Source organism: Brevibacillus borstelensis (assembly GCF_036700025.1).
Taxonomy (GTDB): domain Bacteria; phylum Bacillota; class Bacilli; order Brevibacillales; family Brevibacillaceae; genus Brevibacillus; species Brevibacillus borstelensis.
In genome coordinates, this window is sequence record NZ_CP144922.1 from 4,672,501 (window position 1) to 4,698,773 (window position 26,273).

General features: G+C 53.7%; 22 protein-coding genes, 1 pseudogene and 1 riboswitch (1 of these 24 running past the window's edge). Of the genes and pseudogenes, 8 read left to right on the plus strand and 15 right to left on the minus strand.

Annotation, left to right across the window (positions count from 1 at the left end):
- A protein-coding gene (locus V5G20_RS22395; protein ID WP_003391644.1) for a nucleotidyltransferase-like protein crosses the window boundary here: on the minus strand, positions 1 to 795 show its 5' portion. 75 nt of this gene lie to the left of the window's left edge; the window shows 795 of its 870 coding nt (coding positions 1-795); it begins with the start codon at positions 793 to 795; the stop codon falls past the left edge of the window.
- A gap of 118 nt (positions 796 to 913) precedes the next feature.
- Between V5G20_RS22395 and V5G20_RS22400 the strand changes: the two genes are divergently transcribed.
- Positions 914 to 1,288: a YgzB family protein gene (locus V5G20_RS22400; RefSeq protein WP_003391641.1), complete on the plus strand. Its 375-nt coding sequence runs from the start codon at positions 914 to 916 to the stop codon at positions 1,286 to 1,288.
- 90 nt (positions 1,289 to 1,378) lie between these two features.
- Here the strand turns inward: V5G20_RS22400 and V5G20_RS22405 are convergent, their stop codons facing one another.
- The 3 genes from V5G20_RS22405 to nth all read right to left on the minus strand — a co-directional run bounded on the left by V5G20_RS22405 (position 1,379) and on the right by nth (position 4,695).
- Positions 1,379 to 3,118, minus strand: a complete 1,740-nt coding sequence (locus V5G20_RS22405; protein WP_003391640.1) for a glycosyl hydrolase family 18 protein — start codon at positions 3,116 to 3,118, stop codon at positions 1,379 to 1,381.
- A 275-nt stretch (positions 3,119 to 3,393) separates the two neighbouring features.
- A complete protein-coding gene (gene perR, locus V5G20_RS22410) occupies positions 3,394 to 3,828 on the minus strand; it encodes a peroxide-responsive transcriptional repressor PerR (RefSeq protein ID WP_003391638.1) in 435 nt (144 codons plus the stop codon).
- A gap of 150 nt (positions 3,829 to 3,978) precedes the next feature.
- Positions 3,979 to 4,695, minus strand: a complete 717-nt coding sequence (nth, locus tag V5G20_RS22415) for an endonuclease III (protein ID WP_338462275.1) — start codon at positions 4,693 to 4,695, stop codon at positions 3,979 to 3,981.
- A gap of 137 nt (positions 4,696 to 4,832) precedes the next feature.
- On the opposite strand from nth, the gene V5G20_RS22420 reads away from it, so the two are divergent.
- A complete protein-coding gene (locus tag V5G20_RS22420; protein WP_227278508.1) occupies positions 4,833 to 5,738 on the plus strand; it encodes a complex I NDUFA9 subunit family protein in 906 nt (301 codons plus the stop codon).
- Positions 5,739 to 5,904: 166 nt separating this feature from the next.
- Here the strand turns inward: V5G20_RS22420 and V5G20_RS22425 are convergent, their stop codons facing one another.
- The 5 genes and pseudogenes from V5G20_RS22425 to bcp form a co-directional block, all read right to left on the minus strand.
- Complete coding sequence (locus tag V5G20_RS22425; RefSeq protein WP_003391631.1) at positions 5,905 to 6,759, minus strand: DinB family protein; 855 nt, start codon at positions 6,757 to 6,759, stop codon at positions 5,905 to 5,907.
- Positions 6,760 to 7,158: 399 nt separating this feature from the next.
- Positions 7,159 to 7,707 carry a cob(I)yrinic acid a,c-diamide adenosyltransferase gene (locus V5G20_RS22430; protein ID WP_024984685.1) on the minus strand — a complete coding sequence of 183 codons (549 nt, stop codon included), beginning with the start codon at positions 7,705 to 7,707 and terminating at the stop codon, positions 7,159 to 7,161.
- A gap of 119 nt (positions 7,708 to 7,826) precedes the next feature.
- Positions 7,827 to 8,585 (minus strand): annotated as a pseudogene (locus V5G20_RS22435) (class I SAM-dependent methyltransferase); the annotation flags it as partial.
- Between the two features lie 12 nt (positions 8,586 to 8,597).
- Entirely contained in the window at positions 8,598 to 9,650 is a 1,053-nt protein-coding gene (locus V5G20_RS22440; protein ID WP_003391626.1) for a M42 family metallopeptidase, read from the minus strand.
- A gap of 57 nt (positions 9,651 to 9,707) precedes the next feature.
- Entirely contained in the window at positions 9,708 to 10,181 is a 474-nt protein-coding gene (bcp, locus tag V5G20_RS22445; RefSeq protein ID WP_003391624.1) for a thioredoxin-dependent thiol peroxidase, read from the minus strand.
- 178 nt (positions 10,182 to 10,359) lie between these two features.
- Here bcp and V5G20_RS22450 point away from each other — a divergent pair, with 178 nt between their 5' ends.
- Positions 10,360 to 10,980, plus strand: a complete 621-nt coding sequence (locus tag V5G20_RS22450) for a winged helix-turn-helix domain-containing protein (RefSeq protein ID WP_024984688.1) — start codon at positions 10,360 to 10,362, stop codon at positions 10,978 to 10,980.
- A 137-nt stretch (positions 10,981 to 11,117) separates the two neighbouring features.
- Positions 11,118 to 11,762 (plus strand): HAD family hydrolase, encoded by a 645-nt coding sequence (locus V5G20_RS22455; RefSeq protein WP_122958746.1) that lies wholly within the window; start codon positions 11,118 to 11,120, stop codon positions 11,760 to 11,762.
- An 89-nt stretch (positions 11,763 to 11,851) separates the two neighbouring features.
- Here V5G20_RS22455 and proS read toward each other — a convergent pair whose 3' ends face one another.
- The 6 genes from proS to V5G20_RS22485 form a co-directional block, all read right to left on the minus strand.
- Entirely contained in the window at positions 11,852 to 13,318 is a 1,467-nt protein-coding gene (proS, locus tag V5G20_RS22460) for a proline--tRNA ligase (RefSeq protein WP_003391618.1), read from the minus strand.
- 319 nt (positions 13,319 to 13,637) lie between these two features.
- Positions 13,638 to 14,243, minus strand: a complete 606-nt coding sequence (locus V5G20_RS22465) for an ECF transporter S component (protein WP_024984690.1) — start codon at positions 14,241 to 14,243, stop codon at positions 13,638 to 13,640.
- Between the two features lie 261 nt (positions 14,244 to 14,504).
- A riboswitch (FMN riboswitch) is annotated at positions 14,505 to 14,657 on the minus strand.
- Between the two features lie 262 nt (positions 14,658 to 14,919).
- Positions 14,920 to 15,717, minus strand: a complete 798-nt coding sequence (locus V5G20_RS22470; RefSeq protein WP_003391613.1) for an ABC transporter permease — start codon at positions 15,715 to 15,717, stop codon at positions 14,920 to 14,922.
- A 6-nt stretch (positions 15,718 to 15,723) separates the two neighbouring features.
- Entirely contained in the window at positions 15,724 to 16,518 is a 795-nt protein-coding gene (locus V5G20_RS22475; protein WP_024984691.1) for an ABC transporter permease, read from the minus strand.
- Positions 16,511 to 17,521, minus strand: coding sequence for an ATP-binding cassette domain-containing protein (locus V5G20_RS22480; RefSeq protein ID WP_338462283.1), 1,011 nt, complete (start codon positions 17,519 to 17,521; stop codon positions 16,511 to 16,513). Before V5G20_RS22480 ends, V5G20_RS22475 begins: the two co-directional genes overlap by 8 nt.
- Positions 17,522 to 17,626: 105 nt before the next feature.
- Positions 17,627 to 18,511 (minus strand): PP2C family serine/threonine-protein phosphatase, encoded by an 885-nt coding sequence (locus V5G20_RS22485; protein WP_024984692.1) that lies wholly within the window; start codon positions 18,509 to 18,511, stop codon positions 17,627 to 17,629.
- A gap of 198 nt (positions 18,512 to 18,709) precedes the next feature.
- Between V5G20_RS22485 and V5G20_RS22490 the strand changes: the two genes are divergently transcribed.
- From V5G20_RS22490 to V5G20_RS22505, 4 genes are all read left to right on the plus strand, one after another.
- Positions 18,710 to 19,996 carry a glutamate-1-semialdehyde 2,1-aminomutase gene (locus V5G20_RS22490; protein ID WP_003391602.1) on the plus strand — a complete coding sequence of 429 codons (1,287 nt, stop codon included), beginning with the start codon at positions 18,710 to 18,712 and terminating at the stop codon, positions 19,994 to 19,996.
- Positions 19,997 to 20,238: 242 nt separating this feature from the next.
- Positions 20,239 to 20,379 carry a hypothetical protein gene (locus tag V5G20_RS22495; RefSeq protein WP_170208403.1) on the plus strand — a complete coding sequence of 47 codons (141 nt, stop codon included), beginning with the start codon at positions 20,239 to 20,241 and terminating at the stop codon, positions 20,377 to 20,379.
- Between the two features lie 257 nt (positions 20,380 to 20,636).
- On the plus strand, positions 20,637 to 25,181 hold the full coding sequence (locus V5G20_RS22500; protein WP_338462286.1) for a glutamate synthase-related protein: 4,545 nt from the start codon (positions 20,637 to 20,639) through the stop codon (positions 25,179 to 25,181).
- Positions 25,182 to 25,549: 368 nt separating this feature from the next.
- The gene (locus V5G20_RS22505) at positions 25,550 to 26,233 is read left to right on the plus strand and encodes a zinc metallopeptidase (protein WP_024984694.1); all 684 of its coding nucleotides are present in this window, start codon (positions 25,550 to 25,552) and stop codon (positions 26,231 to 26,233) included.
- Positions 26,234 to 26,273 lie beyond the last annotated feature (40 nt).

Consider the following 26,273-nt stretch of genomic DNA (forward strand, 5'->3'; position numbering starts at 1 on the left):
TGAGCGTTGAACCATCTTTTCTATAAGAAGAGAAAGCTCGATCCCGGATTCGCCTATCGCCGTATGTTCGGCCAATTCATGCAGCTTCCACGGACTCGTCCGAGTCTCCATCACTTCTAATAAATAGCGAACCGATTCCTTTAATCGAGAAGAAAGAAAAAAATCCATTGGCAGCAAAATGAGCTCAATTCTCTTTTCCAGCTCTTCGTGGTTTAGTGTCAGTTCTTCGTATAATTTATAAACGGAAGGATCCAAATTCTTTACCTGCGTCCATAACGCAGATTCCGGCTGCTCCCCCGCCCGAAACACAATCCATTTCGCCCATACGTACAAGGCTTTCAATAAAGCGTGGTAGGCGTCGAGGACCATTCCTTCTTGAAGGTAATCCCTTGTTTCCTGAAAGGCGTGCAGCAAACGCGAATATTCTTTGAAAAGCATCCGTTTCTGCAGAGATTCGGGAAGCTTGCTTAACCGCTGGCGCAAACGGTAAATGAAATCATCTTTATCCCATAAAACCTCTCCGCGCTGCAGCCATGTGACCAGCTTTTCATCAAGTCCCTGAACAAGCCCTTTCTCCAATTCCCATGCGCTTACTTTCTGTTCCCATATGACTTTTTCTTCTGTTATCACCTGACGGACTCCCGCTTGATTCTGGGCGCCGTTGACCACGACCAGATAACCGGCTCGCTCGTAAAAGGGAGGGACTTTTACGTGATCGGGCAAGACAAGCACTGCCTGAACTTCCTGCCGCTGTTGAAGTGACTGCAGAAATTGCTTGTGCTCCTCTCTCAGCAAAGTGCTTCCCTCCATTCCTCCGTAGTTTGAACATATGGATTCTACATGGTCTGTCTGTTTCCTGCTTGTCAACAGACAATTCCTTTGTATGCTATACTGGAAACCAGGAGGAATGATAATGAAGAAAACTGACCGCCTAAGCAAAATTAAAAGAATGCGTTCCTGGGGCAACTGGAGCATGGGAATCGGCATTTTGTCGATGTATACAGGCTACGCGTTTTTCGCGGGATATCTCGATTTTATCCCTTTCCTGGGAACTTTGTTGAAGGGTTCTTATGTATTTATGACTCTCCTTTTAATCATCGGTTTTTTGCTGACTATGGGGGCGACCGTTATGTTTATGATTTCCGGAATGGTCTCCACCTCGGCACCGCAAGTGGAATGCCCCTCCTGTAACAAGGTAACAAAGATGCTCGGAAAAGAAGACGCTTGTATGTTTTGTGGACAGCCTTTAAAGCTGGACGATGAACAGCCTCAGCAAAACCACACCTGAGGGGCTCGACACGAAACAAAACATCACAAAAAACCACCCGTCACAGTCAAGTGATCCAGGTGGTTTTTCGCATTTTTCACCGCTTTCCTCTTATTCCGCCGCATTCAAGCTTGCATCGATCGCTTCCCAGATAGCCGGCTGCTCATAGCCCCGCCGCCATGAGGCTACCCCCGCGAGATCGTATTTCTTTACAAGCTCCATGCGCTTTTTCATCGACGAGACATCCTCCATCCACATCTTGTAGACAGCTCCGTCAGCCGGGTCCTTGTATTCAACATAGAGCTGACCGGTTGCTTCATCCGGTTTTGGCGTCAGCTTCCTCTCTTGCACCCATTTCTCAGCCGTCGGCATCGACAATGCCTTTGACGTTACTTTAATGCTGCCATCCTGCTGTTTGGCCTCTTTCCACAAGCGCGTATAGAATGGAACGCCCAGCAGCACCTTTTCCGCCGGCACTTCTTCCAAGACTCCCTTCAGTCCGTTTTCGGTCCACGGCAGTGAAGCGACGGAACCGGCCTTCGGACTCGATGCCCAGTGCTCGTCATAGGTCATCACAGCCATGTAGTCTACGACTTCGCCCAAAGCCTTCCGGTCATAAAAGCGAGACCACATGTCACTGGTCGATTTAATCGTGACATCCACAGAGACGACCAGCCCCTGCTGATGAAGGTATGGCGTCAGCTCCCGAACGAATTGGACAAGCTTGTCCTTTTCCTCGATGTAGACATTTTCAAAATCGAGATTGATCCCATCCAAATCGTACAGATAAGCGTAGTGAAGGATTTGGGAGATGACCTTGTCACGTTTTTCATAACTGGACAAAACGGACCGCGTCCAATCCGGATTAAATCCGTTGGTTACAAGCCCCCACACCTGATAACCCCGCTTGTGGGCCCATTGGACGTACGCAGGATCAGCCTTGTTAATCAGTGTTCCTTCGGCATCGCTTAGCTCAAACCAGGTCGGGGATACGACATTCACGCCTGGCATGCTGCCGATCTCGGCCGTATTCGGATTTCGCTTGACGACTTGTTCCCAGGTGAGATTGACCTTTTTCCCTTTCGGTGTCCATAAAACAGGCAAGGATTCTGCCGGCTGTTCCAAATTGACCTTTCTTACATCCCCTTGCTCGACGACCTTCTTGGGCAAATAACCGGATATGCCGTCAGCGGACAAGACCTGGTACCACTCCTCTTCTTGTCCCAGCACGTCCACTACGGCTCCTCCCGGCAGTTCTGCCAAATAAGGGGAACGATGCGTCGGCTCTAAACGAAGCCGGACCTTCTCTTCATCCTTTAGTACATGTGCCTGCTGGATTTCGTACTCGTTTTTCTCTACGCGCAGCACCCCGCTTGTCTCATGCCGCGTAAAGGCATACGGATACAGCTTTTCCAGAGGGGCAAGCGGGATGTAGCGGTGGCCGCCAATGATGGAGACTGGCACCTGCAAATCCACCGGCTTCTTGTTCAAATAGGCCACCAATTGGCCGCTCTGCATGCGGAGAACCTTGTCCTTGGTTGTAATGATCAGCATCTTGGTCGGCTCTTCCCAATGAATGTGCGGGTCGAGGCGCTCCTGAATAAATTCAAACGGCAGCAAAATCTGATCGCCTTCCATTGCATACGGCTGCTTAAAAGGCTCGCCCTCGAAGACAATGGGACGTTCGTTTCCTAAATAGGGCAACACCTGTTCATTCGACGGCTTCAGTTCAAAATACCAATACCCAAACCCGGCAGCCAAAACCAGGAGCATCAAAAAAAGGAGCGGAGCCCTGCGCTTTCGTCTCTTGCGTCGTCTCGCTCGTCTATCCAAGGCTACTTCCAGACTCATCGACTACTCCCTCCGCTCAACCGCTTCTTGACTTGACCATATGTATAACATGCATTGACGGCTGTATTCCTCTTATCGTACCTTCTGTTCACTCTATTCACAACCTTCGAGAAACTGGAAATGGCTAAAACCTTCCTTCAAAGATGACGTGGCAATCGCCAAAAGGTTACATGTCTCGCCCTAATTTGCATAAACATCTCAGCGCAACAAAAAAACACCCTCTCTCCAACGAAAGCCTGTTGGAAGCAGAAGGTGTTCTTTGAGCGACACATTCCTCAATGCGTCTTCTTTTGACAATCTTCGCATACCCCGTATACCTCCATCCGGTGTCCGGTTACACGAAATCCAATGGTTTTTGCGGCCGAAGCCTCGGCATCTCGGAGATAAGGGTAGTGGAAATCCCGGATCGAACCGCATTCCGAACAGATCGCGTGGTAGTGATCTTCCTCCACATTGGCGTCAAAGCGGCTGGACGCATCTCCGTAGGTAAGCTCGCGCACCAGACCCGCATCCTTAAAGACGCGCAGGTTATTGTAAATAGTCGCCACGCTCATATTGGGGAATTTCCCCTCCAGAGCCTTGTAAATCTCATCAGCTGTCGGATGGGTCATCGTCCCCAACAAATAGGATAGAATGGCATGACGCTGAGGTGTCATCCTTACCCCGGTGTTCTTTAGGATTTCAACAGCTTTTTCTACACGCTGTGACATTGTGCTACACCTCACAGTCTTTCGCACGATGAATGTACATGGTTTGTCAAACCCTTTGATTAGAATTACTTTAAATTAAGTGTACTTCTAATCAAGGAAAACTGTCAATATACATTCACCGGAAATCGGAATCGATGATTCAGACATTCATCAGCCCTGCGATGCTGCCGTTTTTTTGGCGGTGGCAGCTGTTTTCGCCGTCTCTTTTGTCCGCGATGACTTCGCCTTCTTCTCTTCGGCCAGGGCGTACCTGCACATGTCCTTCAAAGGACAGATGCTGCACTGTGGAGTACGAGCGGCACAGATGCGTCGTCCATGCCAGATGAGCCAATGATGGGCATCCGACCACTTTTCCTTGGGGATCCGCTTCATGAGCTGACGCTCCACCTCGTCCACATTGTCGCTTTTGGCCAAGCCGAGGCGATTGGCAACCCGAAACACGTGTGTATCGACTGCGATGGCTGGAACTCCAAAGGCGTTGGACAAAACGACATTGGCGGTCTTTCTGCCTACGCCGGGAAGCGCCTCCAGCTCCGCATGGTTTTGCGGAACCTCCCCGTTGTACTTTTCGTAAAGGATCCGGCAGGTCTCCAGGATGTTTTTACTTTTATTTTTATACAATCCCAGCCCTTTTATATGCTCCTCCATTTCCTCTTGTGTCATGTGGAGAAAATCTTCCGGTTTATTGTGTTTTTGAAACAAGGGCGCAGTAATCTCATTTACCCGTTTATCTGTGCACTGGGCTGACAGGATCGTCGCAATCAACAGCTCAAAAGGCGAGGTATAGTTCAACTCACAGTGAGCATCTGGGTATGTTTGGTAAAGTATTTCCAAAATGTCATCTACGGGTACTTTGCGTTGAGCCAAAGCTTGGACCTCCTCTCTTTCTATTAGTATTATACGCTCTTTTGTCAATCCACCGGGAGAGCGCATCAGCAATGGAGCAAGCTGTCTATCTGGTGTACAATGGAACCTGGGAGTTTTTTACTTTAGGGGGGATATGGATGAAAGTGTTCCTGACGGGCGGTACCGGCTTTGTAGGAAAGGGTATATTGGCAAAACTGGCAGAAGACGGACATGAGGTCGTTTGCCTGGTTCGTCCCGGTTCGGAGGAAAAATGGCGCAAGCAAAACCAGGCAAGTGAAAATGCTAGAGTCGCCGCCGGTGATCTGTTCGACCCCGATTCACTTTCCCGGGCGATGGCTGGCTGCGACGCCGTTATCCATCTGGTAGGCATTATCCGTGAACAAAAGCAAAAGGGCATTACATTTCCCCGGATTCATGTGGAGGGGACCCGAAATGTTTTGCAAGCCGCCAAGAAAGCAGGCATCCGGCGCTTTGTTCACATGAGTGCGCTTGGAGCGAGAGCCAATGCGACGAGCGGGTACCATCAGAGCAAATACGAAGCAGAACAGCTCGTGAAGGGCAGCGGCATCCCTTACGTCATTTTCCGTCCCTCCGTGATCTTCGGTCCGGGAGATGAATTCGTCAACATGCTGGCCGATCTTGTCCGTATGCCTGTGACCCCCGTGATTGGAGACGGCTCCTATCTCCTGCAGCCCGTTGCCAGCCAGACAGTAGCAGATGTATTTGTCCAGGCTCTCTCCCGAGAATCTGCTGTCGGACGAATTTTCGAGACGGGCGGACCGGAACCAGTCTCCTATGGAGCGATTCTCGACGCTATTGGCGAAGCCATCGGCAAGCGCAAAGTACGGAAAGTGCATATTCCGCTGGGATTGATGAAGCCGGTCATTAATCTGATGGAAGGTTTCTCCTTCTTCCCGATCACCAATACCCAACTGACGATGCTGCTGGAAGGAAACGCATGCTCGGATACGGAATCGCTGTACGACATATTTGACACAGAGAAAATTCCTTTTTTGCAAGGAATCAAAGCGTACTTGCGCTAAAATGTTAGCGGAATATCAACGGAGATGTTCAAACCTCCTTCCCGCCCGAGAAGACATAAAATACGGCCGGCCACCCCGAACTAAACCGAGGGCAGGCTGGCCATCGTGCTCCTCTCCCCTTTTCAAGATCTCTAACCGCTTTTGGTTCCTTTCATTACCTGGCCTTTTATACTCCATGAACCTTCCGGGTTTCAAGAATTTGCCCGATATGATGCAAAGCATGTCCCATGAGCGGCTCGATCCGCTGGCGAACGGATACGATGTGTCCCGATGACAGAGAGACCGTTCTGTCCATCGCGTCGGGCAGGTGCTTCAACAGGCCGCCGATATGAGAGCGGATCGCGCAAAACAGCTCGACCTCCGCTTGTATGCTGCGATGGGCATAATCCAATCCGGCCGCCCATACGTCAGGGTCGTAAGCATTCCCGTGAAATACCCTCCCTGGCTCCGCCAGAGCGAACTTCACCATCGCCAGCGAGGTTGCGTCCGAGTCTACCATATGTAAAACGATTTGGCGAATCGACCATTTTCCGGGAGCACGGGACAAGTCAAGCTGCTGATCGTTCAGTCCCTCCAGCGCTTTCTTCAGACGAGTCGGGGCTTCGTCGTAAAAGGCTATGATCTGCCCGTCACTCAGATTCCGCCCGCCCCAGAATGTGATCACATAGCCTTCCGGATCAGTCACACTGAGACGTTCCCAGCCCCATTCCGTTTCTACCCATTCCGCATTGTGCTGCTTTTGAGCCAGTACCCGATCGCGATATTCATAAAATGACGAAGGTGCGGAAAGATAGAAGCTCTGTCCAAGGATTGGCTGGTCAAACACTTCCGTCAAATACAAAGAAAGGTCTTTTTGCTCTGTTCCCGCCAGTAAAATCCGCTCACCGCCAGGGGCAATCAAAAATGTCAGCTGCTGCTCTCCCTCCACCTGCTCAACGTCAAATCCCATCAATCTGCGGTAAAATTCCAACTGTTCAGTAAATTTATTCGTCCGCAAGCACTTGTCCGCTTTCTGAAACATACGAATCCCTCCTTTTCAAAAATGGATTGCCTCGGGAAATGTCTGGTTCCCTTTCATGGCTTTAGAAAAGGGATGCAAGCTGCTCTGGATTAGAGAGCAGCCTCATCGGAATTTGCATCGGAATATACGTTACAAGCATGCTGCGACGTCCATCATTTTTGTATCGGACTAGAGCAGAACGCTGCCCGAAAAGCAAGCCGGAATCGGAACCCCGGCGCAAAAGCTTGGTTCAGAAGTCTGGATCGGGAGCCTGGTTCAAAAGCTTCGGTCGAAGCCTACTTCGGAAACCCGGTCGAAAGTATAGTTGAAGTATGGTCAAAAGCATGGTTCGAAAACTGGTTCAGAAGCCCGGACTGGAAGCCCGCATTGAAAGCCTGGACAGGTACACGCCGCCCTTCTCTATTCGTGCAATTGAAGCTCTTCATGCCCTGTCTCGCGATTGACATACCTCGCCACGACAAATAAATAATCGGACAAGCGATTCAAATATTTCACGACAGCGGCGTTTACCTCTTCCTGGTTTGCGACCATTACTGCCTTGCGCTCAGCCCTGCGGACTACGGTGCGGGCTATGTGAAACGCGGCGGCAGCCGGATGCCCGCCCGGCAAAATAAAGTTGGTCAGTTGAGGCAAAGCAGCGTCAAGCTTGTCGATTTCCCCTTCCAAAAAGAGTACATCCTCTTCCTGGATCGGCCATCCCACCTGTTTTCCCACAGGGGTGGCAAGCTCCGCTCCAATGTGAAACAGCTTGGTTTGAATGACGTGAAAAACTTGACGAAGTTCCTTCCATTCGTCCCCGGCAGGCAGGAGAGAAAGTGCAAGGCCAATGCTTGAATTGGCTTCGTCACATGTTCCGTACGCTTCTACGCGATCCGCAAACTTCGGGACGCGAACGCCAAACACCAGTGACGTTTCGCCCTTGTCCCCTGACTTTGTATAAATTTTCACCGTCAGTCCCCCATTCTTCTTATTTCCCCGGAAATCGACACGGGGACATCCCGCTTGCGCTTTATCCATTCGCTCCCTTGAAAGCAGTTCGGTCGCTTGAAAGAAGTTCGCTCCCTTGAAAGCAGTTCGGCGACTACTATCAATTCGCTGCTGGAAGAATCGAACGGCTTTTTGTCAAAGGAGCCGTAACGCTGCGTCACCTTGAACCCATTGAGCCGAAGCAAATGGTGCAGCTCGGCGGGGAAGATGTAGCGCAGCGTAAATCGCCCGACAACTCTTTCGGTCACGACACCGTCCGGTGAAGTCCGTTCATAAGTCCGAGTCACCTCGGATAGCTGCTGGAAATGGTCGTAGCGTGTGTAGTCCCACATTGCAACCTCTTCTCCCGTTTCCAATCGGAAAGTGCCGCGGAGCGACATCTTTTCGCTCTCCTCATACAAATGGCTGATTTTGGGCACAAACACATTAAAAACCAGCTTTCCTCCAGGTGCCAGGTGCTTTCGGATGCAAGCCAGCGCCTTCATCTGCTCCTGGATATGCAGCAGATGCAAAAAGGAGCGAAACGGGATCATAATCAGTGAAAACGTCTTTTGCAGATCAAAGGAGCGCATGTCTCCCTGGATCAGCCGAAGGCGATCCGCTACACCGTGTTTTTCCGCCTTTTCCTGCGCTCGCTTCAGCATCTCGGACGACAAATCCAGCCCGGTGACGGACAAACCCGCTTCTGCCATCGGTATGCTGGTACGGCCAGTCCCGCATGCCAGATCCAGCACCTCGCCACCTGCATGACGAGCCATATCGAGGTAAAACTCCACGTCACCTGCCATGCCGCGCTGTGTCAAGTCGTAGTAGTCGGCCCAGCGGTACATATCACTCATAGCAAAGTCCTCCTATGCTTGCAGCTCTTCAGACTGGATGTAGGCCAGGACCAGTTTTCCCGTATTCTCCAGCGCCTCTTTGTGTGTTCTTTCATGGGAGTGAGAAGCGTCCACGCCCGGACCGATCAGGCCGTGAACGATGTCGTATCCGGCTCTCAGCGCCGCGCTGGCGTCCGAGCCGTAATACGGATAAATATCGACCTGGTAGTTGAGACCCTGCTCCTCGGCCAGGCGCACCAAATGCTTGCGCAAGCCGTAATGGTAAGGGCCGGAGGAATCCTTGGCACAGATGGACACGCAGTATTCATCTGTCGTCTGTCCGTCTCCGATCGCCCCCATGTCGACAGCCAGATATTCGACCACTTGTGCCGGAACGCTGGAATTGCCGCCATAACCGATTTCCTCGTTGTTGCTGATCAGGAAATGCGTCGTATACGGAAGCTCGATGCCGCTTTCTCCGATATGCTTGAGCACCCCGAACAAAATCGCTACGCTCGCCTTGTCGTCGATATGGCGCGATTTGATAAAGCCGCTCTCGGTAACTGTTACACGCGGGTCAAAGGAGACAAAATTGCCTACGCTGATGCCAAGCGCAGCCACGTCTTCCTTTGTTTTTACTTTCTCGTCCAGCCTGACTTCCATGTTGCTTTCGTTGCGCTCCATTTTGCCAGCTTCCCGGCCATACACATGTACAGATGCCTTGGTCGACAAAATGGTGCCGGTAACAAGTCGGCCGCTGTCTGTCTCAATCGTGCAGTGCTCCCCCTCAATGGCATTGAATTCAAAGCCGCCGATCAAAGCGAGCTTCAGCCGGCCATTGCTCTTGATTTCCTTTACCATCGCGCCCAAGGTATCGACGTGAGCCGTCAGCAGACGATGCTTTTCCTTGTTTTTGCCCGGCAGCGTCGCCAGTACCGCTCCTTTGTTGGTTTTTACATAGTTGACGCCCAGTCGATCGAGCTCGTCTGCCACCCAGGACATCACCTTGCCCGTATTTCCCGATGGGCTTGGCGTGTTGGCCAGTTGGCAAAACGTTTCTACCATATATGCAGTGGACAAAGTCATTATTTGTTCCCCCATTGATTTATTGGTTGTCCCCCGTTCTCTCCATTGAGGAACGGATTACGGCCTGTGCAGCTCTTCCCGGATAAACGCGAGCACCTCCTGGACGTGCCCTTTTACCTTAACCTTGGGCCAGACCTTGGCGATGTTTCCTTCCGCATCGATGACAAAGGTCGTCCGCTCGATGCCCATGTACTCGCGCCCGTACATCTTTTTCAAGACCCATACGCCATATGCTTCCGCGATCTGATGGTCGGTGTCGGCCAGCAGCGGAAAGGGCAGTTCGTGTTTGGCGACGAACTTGTCATGGGATTTCACATCGTCGGGGCTAATGCCCAGTACGACCGTATTCAGCTTGGCAAAATCGGGATGATAATCCCGGAAATCGCATGCTTCTGTCGTACATCCCGGCGTCATGTCCTTTGGATAAAAATAGAGCACCACATTTTTCCCGCGAAAATCAGCCAGAGAAAGCTCCTGACCGTTGCTCGCCTTGAGGGTAAAATCTGGTGCAGCTTGTCCTGCAGCGACCATTTTTGATCCCGTCCTTCCACTAAAAACTGCTTTTCATTTGGTCTCATTTTACCACAAGCTTACAGCTACTTCATCCGCTTGCACGTTGCGCTTTTGCACAGAAAACGATAATATGGATGGATAGTAATGATAAAGAAATATAAAATTTGCGTAGGTAGCTGGATGGTGAAGAATGGCGATGAAAGAATTTTTTAACGTAACAGACCCGGAAGCCCTCAAATCCCTTGCTATACCAGAACGTGTAAAGATTTTGGAATTGTTTGAGGATCTTGAGCCCCGTACAGCCAAGCAGATTGCAACCGAGCTGGGGGAAAACGCCGCCCGTCTTCACTATCATGTGAAAGAACTTGTGCGCGTAGGCTTGTTGCAGCAGGTAGACACGAGAGTAAAAGGCTCGATCGTGGAAAAGTACTACGAGCCTGTAGCCAAAGTCATTCAGGTGAAGCTGCGGCTGATGATCGAGGAAAACGCACAGCAGCTGAGCGATATCATGTTTACCCCTTTCCGCACGACGGAAAAGGATCTGGTGCGTACGCTCAACCGGTTTGTAGCCAGCGACGTGGATGTGCGCAAGGAGTACAAGGATACGTTCGCTTACAACCTGACTGAATTTTATTTAAGCCAAGAAGAAAGAAATGAATTGGTTGCCGAGATTAGCGACCTTCTCCAAAAGTACAAAGGACTGAAAAATGAAAACGGACGACGGAAGTTTAAGTTCTTTGATGTCTTGTTTCCCGTTACTCCTCCTGACCCGAGTGAAGACGACGAGGACGACGACTTTGAAGACAACGAGGCATGAAAGAACTCATCTTCGCATAAGACTGAACGAACAATCAGAAATCGCAGCAGTATGCTGAAGCTGACCAGTATGCAAAAACAACCATGAAAACCATCCGCTGTGATGGTTTTCTCCATTTTTGACCAAGGAGGCTTACGATGCGCACCATTCTATTCGATTTCGACGGGACCGTAGCCGATACGCTGCCGATGATCTTCAATTCCTTCCGTTCTACCTTTCAGCACTTTCTTCAGCGCCACTACACGGATCAGGAGATCGTCGCGATGTTTGGCCCGCCTGAGATGGGGATTCTGGAAAACATGATTGCCAGCGAGCAATTGGCGGATGCCGTGACCCATTTTTACGACTTCTACGCAGCCGAGCATCGGCGCGTGTCCAATCCGCCGGAAATGATCCGGCTGCTCGACCGCTTGCAGCAAGCCGGCATTTCGATGGGGATTGTCACAGGAAAGGGCAGACGAAGCGCAGATATCTCTCTGAAAGAGTGGGGGCTTGCCCCTTATTTTGATGTGGTGATCGCCGGGGATGAGGTGACAAATCCGAAGCCCGATCCGGAGGGGATTTTGCTTGCGATGGAGCAGCTTGGTGCAACGCCCGAACAGACCATCTACGTCGGCGACAGCAACGCGGATATTATAGCCGGGAAGGCTGCCGGACTGGTGACAGTAGGAGTCACCTGGCTTCCGGTCACGCAAAAAACGGGAGGCTTTCAGCCGGAACCGGATTACGAGTTTACGGATACGGATGCGTTTGCGGAATGGGTATTGGGGCGTCAAAAATAAGACGCCCCCTTTTTCATTTCGTATTTGTTGGTCTAGCTTGGCCGTAAGCGTTCTTTCGTCGGGTTTGATTTTGGCCTGATGGCCTTGCCTTAGTAAGCCCGGGCAAACCAGACCGTGTGCATCGCCTCTTTGCCGCAGCAGATGCATGCGGATTTTTGTGCAGGCGGCTCGAACGGGATGTTGCGGGAGGTGAACTTGGTCTCTTCCTTTACCTTTGCTTCGCAGCCATTGTCGCCGCACCAGCCCGCAAGCACCCAACCCGCGATGCCGTTTTCTTTCTCGGCGGTCTCCGCGTGCTGCTTCAATTCTTCGAGCGTGTTGATCTCCAGATGCGAATGGGCATTGCGGAATTCGACTGCCCGCTGGTACATGTTTTGCTGGATTTCCTCAAGCAGGTTTACGACCGCCTCTACTGCATCCGCAAGCGGAGCCGTGATCTTTTCCCCGGTATCGCGGCGGGCCAGAATGACCTGACCGTTCTCGACATCGCGCGGACCGATTTCCAGACGGATCGGAACGCCGCGCATCTCCCATTCGTTGAATTTCCAGCCGGGAGTCTCCTCGCGCAGGTCAGCCCGGACCCGTACGCCTGCCGCTTTCAACTGATCAAAGAGCGGATCGAATGCTGCCATCACCCTTTCACGCAGCTTTGGCGGTCCAACCGGAATCATCACGACCTGCGTAGGCGCTACACGAGGCGGCAGCGACAGCCCCCGGTCGTCCCCGTGCACCATGATCATCGAGCCGATCAGGCGGGTAGAGGTCCCCCAGGATGTCGTATGCACGTATTTGAATTGATTGTCGCGGTCCAAGTACTTGATCTCGAAGCCCCGCGCAAATTTTTCTCCCAAATAGTGCGAGGTGCCGGCCTGTACGGCCTTGCCGTCCTTCATCATCGCTTCGATGGAGTAGGTGTCGACAGCGCCAGCAAACCTCTCGCTCGGCGTCTTTTGCCCCTTCCAGACCGGGATCGCGAGCAGTTCCTCCACGACCTCGGCGTAAATGTCCAGCATCTGCATCGTTTCCTGACGGGCTTCCTCCTCTGTGGCATGGGCGGTGTGTCCCTCCTGCCACAAAAATTCGGAGGTGCGCAGGAACGGCATCGTCCGCTTTTCCCAGCGGAATACATTTGCCCACTGATTGATGAGTACCGGCAAATCTCTGTAGCTTTGAATCCATTGACTGTACATATGGCCGATCATCGTCTCCGAGGTCGGCCGCAGCGCAAGGCGCTCCTCCAACTGTTCCCCCGCAGCTTCCGTAACCCATGGCAGTTCCGGGTTGAAGCCTTCTACGTGCTCTTTTTCCTTCTGAAAAAAGGATTCGGGAATCAGCATCGGAAAATAGGCATTGCGGTGGCCGGTTTCCTTGAACCGCTTGTCCATCGCCTCCTGGATCCGCTCCCACAGCTCAAATCCGTCCGGCTTGAAAACGATACAGCCGCGCACAGGCGTATAATCCATCAGATCCGCTTTTTTGATCGTGTCGATGTACCAGCGCGAAAAGTCTTCAGACTGCGGCGTGATTTCTTTGACAAATGCTTTTCCTTCTTTCAATGCCCTTCACTCCTTCATGAGCTTCTTTTCAAAAACGCAAAAAACCCCTATCCCAAAAAGGGACGGGGGAAACTCTCCCGCGGTACCACCCTGATTGACCGCTGCTGCCACAAGCATCTGCGATCCGCTCTAACCCGTTAACGGAGGGAATCCGGCATGGCTCGTCGCCAGCAGCTCCAGGATGGGGAGCAGGTGCATTCGTGCATCGACCTTTCAGCCAAGGGCCGACTCTCTGCGCCACATTCGCTACCTGCGGGTCCTTTCACAGCCATTTTCGCCTGTTTCTTGGGCAATATGGTAGCAGACCCGCCGGGCAATGTCAATTTCTTGCATAAAGGCTGAGTCTCGGTGCCAGCTTCACGTAGAGCGGATAAGCGACTACGGAGACCATGATTCCTTTTATCAGGTTAAACGGCACGATGCCGTACAGGATCAAAGACCATACGCTCTCAGCCTGGAATTGCGCGACCAGCTGCTCCAGCGACACCTGATACAAAGCCGCATAGGCGGGCAGCAGGAAGTAGGCGTTGGCTACCGCCATGACAGCCGTCATCAGTACAGTACCGATAGCAAGACCGGCCATGAAGCTCATTTTCCCCTGTTTCATCCGCTGCAGCCAAACCGCTGCGACGATGAAGCTCGCACCCGCCACTACGTTGGCCAGCTCGCCGATCAAAAGGCCGTCCGTATTTTTAAACAGCATGTGCAGCGCATTCTTCATCACTTCGACGATAACGCCTGCCATTGGGCCGTAGAGCAAGGCGCCGATCAATCCGGGCAGCGTACTGAAATCGAGCTTCAAAAACGTAGGCATGAGCGGCACCTGAAATTCCAGGTACTGCAAGACAAATGCGACCGCCGCCAGCATGGGAATCGTCACCAGCCGCTGCGTCGCTTGCGATGTGGGAATCGCGGTTCCTTTCATCTGTACCATCTCCTCATTGGTTTCTTCCTTCTTGAGGAATGGCAACAGCATACACCCGGACGTGCCCGCGTTCGGTCCTTGCACAGCAAAAAGCCCTGAGAAACAACATCTCCTCAGGGCTTTGGCACACATGCAAAGACAACGAAACAGACCTGTGCTCTTAAAAAAGGGTACGTAAACAGAAGGGCCGAAAAGCGGCACCCAGCCCGTCGTGCAATACCCATGCACAAGCAAACAAGCACGCACAGCGTACGTACTGTCGTCATCCTTCTCCCATCCAGACTGTACTGTCGGCTCTGGATTTGCACCAGATCCTGCACTCCGGAAGCTTTCGCATCGCGGAGGCTCGCGGGCTTACGCGCTTTTGGCGCGATCACCGCCGGTCGGGAATTTCACCCTGCCCCGAAGGAATGTATGTGATTTTACATGGATATTATACAGTGCCGCACTCGGATTTGACAATGCTGGAAGTGTTCCCTGCTATGGTCGTTGCGAATCTCCTGCGTAGCTCCCATCGCTTTTGGGAAACCTGCCGCAAATTTCGGCTATCATTTGCGGAGCAAACATGATCAGCCAGGGGAACATAGCGAGGTAGAAAGAAAGCAATTTTTCCCAATACGACAAAAGCATGCAAAAACCCTCCCCCAAGACGGAGGAGGGTCAGGCAGCAAGCCGATTACGACCCTGCTCCGCTGTATTTGCGCACACCCCAGTTCCAGACGACCAGTCCGATGCTGAAAAAGACGATTCCCACGACGGGAGTAAACGCCGCATACGCGTACCACGTTTCCTTGCGGAGAAAATACGCCGCCGGATACACGCCGACAAAGGCAAAGGGCAGCACGTACGTGAGCACAAACCGGATTACCTTGTTGTACACGTCGACCGGGTAACGCCCATACTGCTGAATATTCCAGATCATCGGCGAAATCCCTGTCCGGGAATCGGAGAAAAAGCTGATGGCCGCAATGGCCGTGTAGACCCCGCCATAGATCAGCATGCCGCTGACGACGAGACCGACAAACAGGAACGGGTCGTACCACGTAAAGGACAAATCCAGCTGAATAGCCGCATAGCCCATAATGATCAAACCGGTGATGACGCCAAAAATCCGGTCCGGTGCGATCGACTCAAGACAGACCTGTGCGAGATTGTGCAGCGGCCTGGTCAGGACGCGGTCCATCTCTCCGCGAATAATGTACCGCTCGTTGAAATCCCAGAAGCCGAAAAACATCGAAAACAGCGCGTACGGGATGAGGAAAAAGCCGTAAATGAAAATAATCTCGTCGCGCGTCCAGTCATTGAGCAGCGGCACGTGCTGAAAGACGACGACGATAAACACGAGGTTGATCAGCTCATTGATCAGATTGGACACGAGCTCCCCGAAAAAATCAGTCCGGTACGCGAGACGCGTTTTGAAATACTGTCCCAAATAAGTGGCAAAAATGCCCAAGACATGCTTGATTTCACCCATTGCTTCTTATCCTCCCTGCACGACCAGCTTGGTCTGGGCTCTGCGCCACAAGACGAAGATCGGGATGAGAATGACCGCGACCCAAATCGCCTGGAATCCGATCATTTGCCACGCGCGGGACGCCGGTATAGCCCCGGTGAAGATGACGCTGGGATAATAGTTGATCGCCTGAAACGGCAGATATCCCATCAGCGTCTGGGCCCAGCCGGGGAAAAAGCTGATCGGCAGCACCAGGCCGGAAAGAAGGTCGACGACTACCCGCTTGGCCCGCATCATCCCGTCATTGCGGAAGAGGAAAAAGGTAACGAGACCGGTCAACAGATTCAACTGCGTGTTGATGACAAACGCGAACATCAGGCTGAGCAGATACATGCCCCACGCTTCGGGCGTGCTCGGGAATTGAAACGGAATGAACAGGCTGATCAGGAAAATGCCCGGCGCGGCGAAAAACAGCATGCGGAAAATCCCTTCGCCGAATGCCTGCGCCGTCTTGACCGAGAGATAATTGTAGGGGCGGATCATCTCGATCGCCACTTTTCCCTCCCGGACCTCCTGCGCCATCTCCATGTCGATGTTATTGAAATAAAACGCCCGCGACATCCAGGCGATGGCGACATACGCCGTCATCTGCTCTACCGAAAGACCGCCGAGCTGCTGCTGTCCGCCGTAAATCGCCCCCCAGAGGAAGTAGTACGCCCCGATGTTGATCGCGTAGATGATGATGCCGCTGTAGTAGTTGACGCGATACGCCAGCAAGGTCAGAAAGCGGATGCGGATCAGTTCCAGGTAAAGCTTACCCATGGCTGACTACCTCGATGTCTGTAGAGTAGATATTGCGGACGATGTCCTCCGTGCTCGCTTCCATAATTTTGACGTCGCTGATGTCAAACGAGGCCATCACGGTGGACAGGACGAACGGCAGCATTTCCTGGCTGCGCGACACTTTTACGCGCAAAGCAAAGTCGTTTTCCCGAATGATCTCACAGGGCAGCTCGCCGAGGACCGTCCGCAGCTCTTCGGCTGACGTCCGCTTTTTGAACTGAAAGGCCACTTCCGTCCCATTTCCCCATTTTTCCTTCAGGTTTTCGAGCAGCCCGTCAAAAATAAGCTTGCCTTTGTCCATGACCAGCACTCTTTTGCACAGCGCTTCGATGTCGGTCACATCATGTGTGGTCAACAGAATCGTCATATGCTCGGTATCGTTTAAATTTCGCAAAAACTCGCGAATCTTTTGCTTTACGAGTACGTCCAGACCGACCGTAGGTTCATCCAGAAACAGCAGGCGAGGCTTGTGGATCAGCGCCGCCGCCACCTCACAGCGCATCCGCTGGCCGAGGCTCAGCTTGCGTACAGGCTGGCTGACGAACGAACCGATGTCGAGCTCCTCGATCAAACGGTCGAGCCAGCGCTGTCCTTCATGCTCTTCGACCTTGTAGACGCTTTTCAGCAGACGGAAGGACTCCAGCGGGGACAGGTCCCACCAAAGCTGCGAGCGCTGGCCAAACACGACGCCGATGGAGCGCACGTAGTCCTCCCGCTGTTTTTGCGGGACAAAGCCGTTGATGACGATCTCCCCGCCGCTCGGGTTCAGGATGCCCGTCAGCATTTTGATCGTGGTCGACTTCCCTGCCCCATTTTCTCCGATCAGGGCGAACATTTCCCCTTCTTCTACGGAAAAGGACAGGTCGTCGACCGCTTTGACCGTCTTGTATTCCCTGCTGAACAGGTCGCGAAACGCGCCTCCCAGACCGGCGCGGGCTTGATGAATGCGAAACTCCTTTTGCAAATGGTTGACTTGAATCATGATTAACCGCCCTTTTGTCGCTTTTGAGTAGGATTCCACTGCTTAGTGTATATGAGCAGGCTGATTTCTGCAAAAATCAATGTGCTGCCAACTGCAACCTTCAATCTAAAGCCTTGGAAGACCATACGGCTCAGTCGCAGGCTCGTTCTCGGGAAGGCAAATGACGACACCGGTTTTGTCATCGGCAGGCTTGAACCGCGGGTAGGCGATGCACTCCGGATCGCTTTTCTCCAACTGGACCAGTTCATCTGTATACGCCTGCAGCCCTTTTTCCAGGATGGGACAGACCGTTTTCTCCCAACCGATGCTCCCTTCTCCGCGCGCGGCCGGCCAGAACAGTCCATCTGTCAGCAGGAGCACTGCCTTCAGGCCGATCCGGTTGATCCTCCCGTACTCCAGAAAGTCTCCGCTGAGCGGCTCGCCGTTCAGCACGCCGTATCCTCCCGGCGTATTTGCCTGATAGCGGTTGTGAACGAGGATGTCGCGAACGCTTTCAATCAGTTCAGCCCTTGTGCTTAAGCCTTGGCGAATGCCTTCTTCCCACTTTTCCATCGCGGCTGCTTCCAGGTGATTTACCTGCAGATGAGTCAGGACGCGGATCGAATCGTCGGCATACACGGCAAAGATCATGCAGTCTCCCGTCTGGGCATAGTGAAGGTGTGTCCCATCGAGCTTCACTACGGCGGCGGCTGCACCCCACAAAGCTTCCTTTTGGCTCAAATCGATTTCTTCGGAGATCATATAATCCCGAAGGCGCTCGTTGGCTGCGAGCAGTACAGACGGCAAATCGGCGTCTTTTCCGACAGCCGCCAGATGATCGTGAACGATCCGGGCCGCCATTGCCCCTCCACTCTGCCCGGTCCTGGTGACAAACGGCACCAAAGACGAAACACCGTCAATCACGGCAAATATCTGCTGAGCCGTGTTTATCAAAAAACGATCCTCATTATTGCCGCTGTAACCGGGTATGGACAACGCTTCGACGTTCATTCGCCCTCTTCCCTTCCGCTCTTGTTTTTACAATCCGTCCAAGCCGGAACAAGTCGTTATCAAAGGCTGGCTTGGAAGCTGACAGGCTGAATTGTATCACTTTTCCAAATACGGTTCCAGCTGCAGCTCTGCCGATTACGCCAACCTTCAAGTGTGATAAGATGAGGATGGACTTATGGACGAAAAGAGGGAATGAACATGAACCGCGAAAAATCTGCCCGCCTGCATGAACAGGCGATGGACGTCATCCTCGGCGGGGTAAACAGCCCCTCCCGCTCTTTCAAAGCTGTCGGCGGCGGCGCTCCTGTCACGATGGAACGCGCGCAGGGAGCCTATTTTTGGGATGTCGACGGAAACCGCTACATAGATTACCTGGCTGCATACGGTCCGATCATCACGGGCCACGCCCACCCGCATATCACAAAAGCTATCTCGGAAGCGGCTGCAAACGGGACGCTGTACGGGACCCCTACTCCTTGGGAAATCAAATTTGCGACGATGATTCGCGAAGCCATCCCGTCGATGGAACGGATTCGCTTCAACAACTCCGGGACGGAAGCGGTGATGACCTGCATCCGCGTGGCTCGTGCCTATACAGGCAGAGTCAAGGTAATCAAGTTTGCCGGCTGCTATCACGGCCACTCCGATCTCGTGCTGGTCGCTGCGGGTTCCGGTCCATCCACACTGGGCATTCCCGACAGTGCGGGCATCCCGCAAAGCATCGCGAGCGAAGTGATTACCGTACCGTTCAACGACACGGAGGCGTTCAGAGAGGCGATCCGCGTCTGGGGAGCGGAGACGGCGTGCGTGCTCGTCGAACCGATCGTCGGCAATTTCGGGATCGTCCCGCCGAAACCGGGCTTTTTGGAAAGCGTAAACGAGATCGCCCACGAGGCAGGTGCGCTCGTGGTTTACGATGAAGTGATCACGGCCTTCCGCTTCTGCTACGGCGGCGCGCAAAACCTGCTCGGCGTTGAGCCGGACTTGACGGCTCTGGGAAAAATCATCGGCGGCGGACTGCCTATCGGCGCTTACGGCGGGCGACGCGAGATCATGGAGCAGGTGGCACCGCTCGGCCCTGCTTACCAGGCCGGGACGATGGCCGGTAATCCTGCCTCGATACGCGCCGGTATCGCCTGCCTGGAGGTACTTAAGCAGCCAGGCGTATACGAGGAATTCGAACGCCTCGGAGCCTTGCTTGAGGCAGGAATTCGGAAATCGGCAGACGCCCACGGCATCAAGGTGCAGGTCAACCGCGTAAAAGGAGCGCTCGCCGTATACTTTACGGACCATCCGGTATATGACTACGATACGGCCCAGGCGGCAGATGGCGAACTGTTTGCCCGATTCTTCCGGCTCATGCTGGATGAAGGCATCTGCCTGGCACCATCCAAGTACGAAGCGTGGTTTGTCACGACCGCCCATACAGAAGCGGATATTCGGGACACGATCGCGGCTGTGGATCGCTCGTTTGCCAAGCTCTAAGATCGTAGATGTTGCTGTCGCAGCATGCGGTTCAACCCCGTATCATACAACGCAGCGGTGCCAGCGGGAATAGGCAGGTGCCGGAGAGAATAGCCCGATGCTTGCGGGAATAGCCCGGTACTTGCGAAATAGCCCGATCTTGGTTGTATAGGTCTCCTGCCGGGGAAGATTTTCCTGAACGAAAACCGCAGCTTCCTCCACATACTAAGCGGGACAGCATACCACCGCAGGAGGGATTTTACGTGTCCAAAGGGGAAAAAACCTACCCGCAAGCGCCGGAAAAAACGTTGGACCCCAAAATGAGCTCCAAGATGATGGAAGTCGTCGGCTTTCAAAATCCGCGAAAGACGGAGCACCACAAAACGCAAGACCACGACCGCTAGCATTTCATACCGCAACGCAAAAAGCATGCTCTGCCGCGGAGCATGCTTTTTTCCTTTTGAAAACGCTATATTCCATGAATAAAAATACATTTTTTATCGAGAAAAAACATTTTATTCTAATTAAAACGCTTACATTTACATGATTATCCAAACCCCGATTGTGTACTCCATTCATTCATGTTATTCTTAGCACTACTATTTTGAAGTTTCCGACTATTGGTAAAGGAGGTGGAGGGTCAGTTCGTCTGACCGCAACCATGAGAAACTACCTGCAAAGAGAAGCAATCGAAACGTTTCAAAACTATCACAGGATTGAGCACGATAGCTGCGGAATCATCTGTGTCATCGAAAAAGCGGGAGCCCCTACGCGAGCTAACGTGGATGAAACCATCCGGTCGCTGATTCAAATGGAGCATCGTTCCGGATTTATCGACGGGGAAGGAGACGGCTGCGGCATCCTGACGGACATCCCTCGTGCCCTCTGGTCCACATACCTCCATCAGGCAGGGCTGGACGGCGGTTTTGCCTACGACAAACGATTCGCAGTGGCCCATCTCTTCGTGCCTCAAGCCAGTCATGACCCTGAGGAGGTTCAAAGGCAGGTACGGCAGCTTTTCGCCGAGTATTCCATCGACATTATGCTTGAGCGGGTACAAGAGGTGGACTCTGCCGCTCTCGGGAAAAACGGCAAACGCGACGAACCGCTTTTCTGGCAATTGGCCTTGTCCTCCCAAGAGGAATTGACTGGCTACCCGTATGCCCAGCGGCTGTTTGAATTGCAGATCGCCATCGAGACGGCTCACCATGTTCATGTCGCTTCGCTCAGTCCGTACACTGCCGCGTACAAGGTAATGGGCGCCGCCTCCATCCTGCCCCGCTATTTCCGCGATCTGGCTGATGATCGCTTCGCGTCGTCCGTGACGATCGGACACAATCGCTACTCGACCAACACCCTGTCCAACTTCTTCCGTGTCCAGCCGTTTTCGCTGCTTGGCCACAACGGAGAGATCAACACCATCAGCAAGCTGGAGGAGGAGGCGCTCCTGCTCGGCGTTCCGCTCGTAGACGGTGGAAGCGATTCGCAAAATGTCAACCGGACAGTCGAAACCTTCATCCACCGTTATGAACTCAGCCTGTTTGAAGCGATGGAAATTGTCTTCCCTCCGATCCATCACGAAATGAAAAACCTGCCTGTCCATCTGCAGGACCTGTATGCCTATCTGCGCCAGGCCTGGGGACATTTTGCCCAAGGTCCGGCCGGCATCGTGTCGCGCTACGGAAATGAGTGCCTGTTCAGCGTCGACGCGCTTGGCCTGCGGCCGCTGTGGATGGTGGAAAGCGCAACCTCCTACTACTTCTCCTCGGAGCAGGGAGTCATCCCTGTCCACCAGATGACGGCCGAGCCGAAGTCCCTGGCCCCTGGCGAAAAGGTGGGCGTCCTTCTGCACCCGGATCGGGAAGCGGAAGTCGTGCCTCACCACAGCCTGCAGCAACTGGTCCATGACCGTTTCACGAGCAAGGTCAAGAAGGATGGCTGGCGGCAGCATCTCTATTTCGCATATGAGGCAAATGCGCTCGTCTCCGAGCCGGATGCAGAACCCCCTGCCTCGTCGGTGTACAGCGCATTCGGCTGGGACCGGGAGCAAATCCAGTTGGTCGAGCAGATGTCTGCCAACGGCGTCGAGCCGATCCGTTCCCTCGGACATGACGGCCCCCTCGGAGCTCTGTCCAAGGAGCGGCAAAACCTGGCCGATTACCTCAAGGAGAGCGTTGCAGTCGTCACCAATCCGGCGATAGACCGCGACCGGGAAATGGAGCACTTCTCTACCCGCGTCGTCGTCGGCTCGCGCGTCCCGCTCTCGGCAAAGCCGGTTCCCGGATTGCGCCTGGAGCTGCCTTCTCCCGTACTGTTTGAAGGCCAGTCGCTGCAGGCCGCCGCTGCGCAGCAGGGCACCTTCTCCTTGGAGCAGGTCCTCCACTATTTGAATAACCACCCGTCCAGCATTTCGCTGGTGTCCACTTCTTTTTCCAAAGAGGAAGGGCTGGAAGGCGGTCTGAAGAGAATAAAGCAGACGGTTGTGCAAGCTGTGCAGGACGGTGCAGTGCTGGTCGTTCTGGACGATACGGAAACGCATCGCAGCGACAAGTTCTGGATCGATCCGCTGCTGGCGGTGGCAGCCTCTGACCAGGCGCTGAAAGCCGTTTTTCTCGAAGACGGAGACAATTTGCGCCGCCGCGCCTCTCTCGTGCTGCGCTCCGGCTCGATCCGCTCGCTGCACGATCTCGCTCTGGCAGTCGGCTTCGGTGCGGACGCGGTGTCGCCGTATTTGATGTTCGCCACAGCCTTTGCCAAGGATGGGGTGACATCGGCAACAAACTTGTACAGCGCGTTGAACAAAGGGCTGGAAAAAGTAATTTCCACCATCGGCATTCACGAGCTGCGCGGATACGGACGATTGTTTTCTTCTATCGGTCTGCGCCAGGAGCTTGCTTCCGCCCTGTCCATCATCAATTTCTGCGGATCGGCCGAGTCGGGGCTTTCCTTTGCCGACCTGGAAGCGGACAGTATCCAGCGCTCGCGCGATTACGCAAGCGAGACGGCCCGTGAAGCCAAGACCTTCCACATCTTCCCGCGCCTGTGGAAGCTGATCGGACAGGTCGCGGCGGGAGACATTCCCTACGCCGACTACGCGCAAAAGCTGGAGGAAAACGAGCGGGAGAATCCGATCGCTATTCGCCATACAACCGACTTCGCCTTTGACAAGAACGCTCGACAGGAGCAGGGCAGGGTCGAAGCGGAACAGGTGGATCTCAGCGTAGGCAGCCATTCCCTGCCGTTCCTGATCTCCTCCATGTCCTTTGGTTCACAGAACGAGACGGCATTCCGCGCCTATGCCGAGGCAGCGGAACAACTGAATATGATCAGCATGAACGGGGAAGGCGGCGAGATCAAAGACATGCTCGGCCGCTACCGGAAAACACGCGGAATCCAGGTTGCTTCGGGCCGTTTCGGCATCAATATCGAGCTGGCAAATGCGGCAGACATCCTGGAGATCAAGATCGGCCAAGGCGCCAAGCCAGGCGAAGGGGGACACCTTCCCGGCTCCAAGGTAACAGCCAAAATCGCCGCTGCCCGCAATGCGACGATCGGCTCTGACTTGATCTCTCCGTCCAACAACCATGACATTTACTCCATCGAAGATTTGGCGCAGATGATCACCGAGCTGAAAACAGCCAATCACGAAGCAAAAGTATGCGTGAAAGTGCCAATCGTCCCCAATATCGGCACGATTGCCGTCGGGATCGCCAAAGCAGGTGCAGATTTCATCACGCTTTCCGGTTTTGACGGTGGTACGGGAGCGGCCCGCGTCCACGCCTTGCAGCACGTGGGACTCCCTGCGGAAATCGGCGTCAAAGCCGCTCACAACGCACTGCTGGAGGCGGGATTGCGCCACAAGGTGGAGCTGTGGGCGGACGGCGGCGTGAAAAGCGCCGCTGACGTCGTCAAGCTGATGCTGCTGGGGGCAAACCGCATCGGATTCGGCACACTGGCTATGATCGCAGTCGGCTGCACAACCTGCCGCGGCTGCCACCTCGATACATGCCATGTCGGGATCGCCACGCAGATTGACTCGCTCGAAGAAGCGCATGAAAAAGGTCTGCGCCGCTTTGTTCCCCGCCAGTTTGATATGGCGGTGGAGGGCCTGAAAAACTTCTTTACCCTGTTCGGCGAAGAGGTCCGGCGGATTACAGCCGCACTCGGCTTTAGCCGTACACAGGATCTGGTCGGACGCTCCGATCTATTGGTGCAAAGCCGTCTGCTGGAGAAGATCGACCTTTCGTCTTTGCTTGCGCTCCACCCGCAGTTTGGCACTGCCGAAAGCGTTGACGCGGAACAAGAGGAAAGCCGTGTGCTCGTAGCTGCCGGTGCCCACGCAGGAGAGGCGCAGGGGCGCTATTATCAGGCGGATAGGCCCATCCAGGAAACCTTCAGCAGCGTTCTCTCCGGGCAGCGGGTCCTCGGCAGCCGCTGGTCGGGGGCACGGGTGAAAGACCATCTGGACGGAAGCTATGCCTCCCTGCCGGAGGTGTCGCTTCACTTCACCCACGGCAGCGTTCCGGGCAACGGTCTGGCTGCCTACAATGCGCAGGGCGTCAACATCCGCGTCCAGGGCGGCGCACAGGACGGGGTAGGCAAAACCAGCTTTGGCGGCCGCGTCTCGATCCTTAAGGCAAAGGGATTGAACGGCGCTTACATCAACGGCTCAGTGGGCAAAAGCTTTTGCTACGGGGCACAAAAAGGGCTCTTTATCGTCCAGGGCAACGCCGACTCCCGCGCCTGCATCCGCCTTTCTGGCGCCGACGTGGTCTTTGGCGGCGAAATCACCCAGCCGATCAGCGACCAGCTTGGAGGCATCGGGGCTCGCGCCAACCTGAAAGGCTTTGCCTTTGAATACATGACAAACGGCCGAGCTGTGGTGCTCGGTGATCCAGGGCCGTGGATCTGCGCCGGGATGACCGGAGGCGTCGTCTACGTGCGGCTTCAGCCGGAGCTCGGCTTTGGCCGCGACGCATTGGAGCGCCGAATCGCCAAAGGAGCCAAAGTGTTTTTGTATCAGCTCGACGACAAAGGGACGAGCGATGTTCAAGAGCTGCTTTCCGCTTACAAGGAAGAGCTGCTCGCTACCGAGCAATATGAAACAGCCAGCCGCATCCAAAAGCTGATCGAGAATCCGGCGGACAACTTCCTGATGATTTCGCCAAAGAAAGAGCAGGCCGATCCGTCTGTCTCGACCGAGTGACGCTCCGCCAAACCCTTTATTCCCAACTCTTCCCCTGCCAGGGAGGAGTTTTTCTTTTTTGCACATATAAACGTCCATTTATATTGTCAAAGATAGTCAGAGATTGTACAATAGAAGGAAAGATGCGATCATGAACTGATCATGTCTTGCATGTTTCAAGGGTCAACAGCAATTTTCCGACAGTCAGGCAGCTAATGGCATTCGCCTCGGCCAGGGAAACACGCTCCCGGGAGAAGCAGGGATGTTTTGCACAGAAAAATGAAACTAGCGCCCGCCATAATCGTAGATGTAGGTAATGGGCACAATAGATGGATGCTTTTATTCATGGAAAAATTCATTATGAGAAAATGAGGAGTGATCACTTCATGCTGTTGTTTCACCCCATGGATTTCCTGATTTTCATTGCCTTTGGTCTTTCGCTGTGGGCCCAGTTCCGCGTGAAGGGGACCTTCAACCGCTTTGCGGATGTGCCCGCATCCTCTGGTCTGACTGGGGCCGAGGCTGCCCGCCGAATGCTGGACGAAAACGGCTTGACCAATGTCCCTGTCGAACACATTCCCGGTACGCTTACCGACCATTACGACCCGATTTCCCGTGTCGTTCGTCTGTCCGATCCGGTATATATGGGCAATTCGATATCCGCTATCTCGGTCGCCTGCCACGAGGTAGGCCATGCGGTCCAACATAAGGTGTCCTATCCGATGCTGGTTGCCCGCCATCGCATTTTCCCTGTCGTCAACCTGGTATCCGGCGTTGCGCCTCTGCTGCTGTTGGCCGGCTTCTTTTTCAAGGCTGCCAATCTGCTGCTTCTGGGGATTTTGTTCTTCTCCGCAGCAGTAGCCTTCCAGCTGATCACACTGCCGGTGGAATTCAACGCCAGCAGCCGCGCGAAAACGATGATGGTGAAAATGGGCTTCATCCGCAACAACGAAGAAAGCGGCGTAAACAAGGTCCTCGGTGCCGCAGCCCTCACTTATGTGGCGGCAGCTCTGATCTCTGTTCTGGAACTGGTCAAGTACGTCATGATCTTTACCAACACGAGAGAGGAATAACCACTGCTTTGACTTGACGCCTATGACGCGTTAGGCTTTG

Excerpts from the sequence above, each read along its gene's own strand:
- V5G20_RS22480 (WP_338462283.1), bottom strand. The coding sequence starts at position 17,521 with ATGATTCAAGTCAACCATTTGCAAAAGGAGTTTCGCATTCATCAAGCC.
- V5G20_RS22475 (WP_024984691.1), bottom strand. The coding sequence starts at position 16,518 with ATGGGTAAGCTTTACCTGGAACTGATCCGCATCCGCTTTCTGACCTTG.
- V5G20_RS22470 (WP_003391613.1), bottom strand. The coding sequence starts at position 15,717 with ATGGGTGAAATCAAGCATGTCTTGGGCATTTTTGCCACTTATTTGGGA.
- V5G20_RS22425 (WP_003391631.1), bottom strand. The coding sequence starts at position 6,759 with ATGTTTCAGAAAGCGGACAAGTGCTTGCGGACGAATAAATTTACTGAA.
- V5G20_RS22450 (WP_024984688.1), top strand. The coding sequence starts at position 10,360 with ATGAAAGAATTTTTTAACGTAACAGACCCGGAAGCCCTCAAATCCCTT.
- bcp (WP_003391624.1), bottom strand. The coding sequence starts at position 10,181 with ATGGTCGCTGCAGGACAAGCTGCACCAGATTTTACCCTCAAGGCGAGC.
- V5G20_RS22485 (WP_024984692.1), bottom strand. The coding sequence starts at position 18,511 with ATGAACGTCGAAGCGTTGTCCATACCCGGTTACAGCGGCAATAATGAG.
- perR (WP_003391638.1), bottom strand. The coding sequence starts at position 3,828 with ATGTCACAGCGTGTAGAAAAAGCTGTTGAAATCCTAAAGAACACCGGG.
- V5G20_RS22455 (WP_122958746.1), top strand. The coding sequence starts at position 11,118 with ATGCGCACCATTCTATTCGATTTCGACGGGACCGTAGCCGATACGCTG.
- V5G20_RS22465 (WP_024984690.1), bottom strand. The coding sequence starts at position 14,243 with ATGAAAGGAACCGCGATTCCCACATCGCAAGCGACGCAGCGGCTGGTG.
- V5G20_RS22400 (WP_003391641.1), top strand. The coding sequence starts at position 914 with ATGAAGAAAACTGACCGCCTAAGCAAAATTAAAAGAATGCGTTCCTGG.
- V5G20_RS22420 (WP_227278508.1), top strand. The coding sequence starts at position 4,833 with ATGAAAGTGTTCCTGACGGGCGGTACCGGCTTTGTAGGAAAGGGTATA.
- V5G20_RS22405 (WP_003391640.1), bottom strand. The coding sequence starts at position 3,118 with ATGAGTCTGGAAGTAGCCTTGGATAGACGAGCGAGACGACGCAAGAGA.
- V5G20_RS22440 (WP_003391626.1), bottom strand. The coding sequence starts at position 9,650 with ATGACTTTGTCCACTGCATATATGGTAGAAACGTTTTGCCAACTGGCC.
- V5G20_RS22500 (WP_338462286.1), top strand. The coding sequence starts at position 20,637 with ATGAGAAACTACCTGCAAAGAGAAGCAATCGAAACGTTTCAAAACTAT.
- V5G20_RS22490 (WP_003391602.1), top strand. The coding sequence starts at position 18,710 with ATGAACCGCGAAAAATCTGCCCGCCTGCATGAACAGGCGATGGACGTC.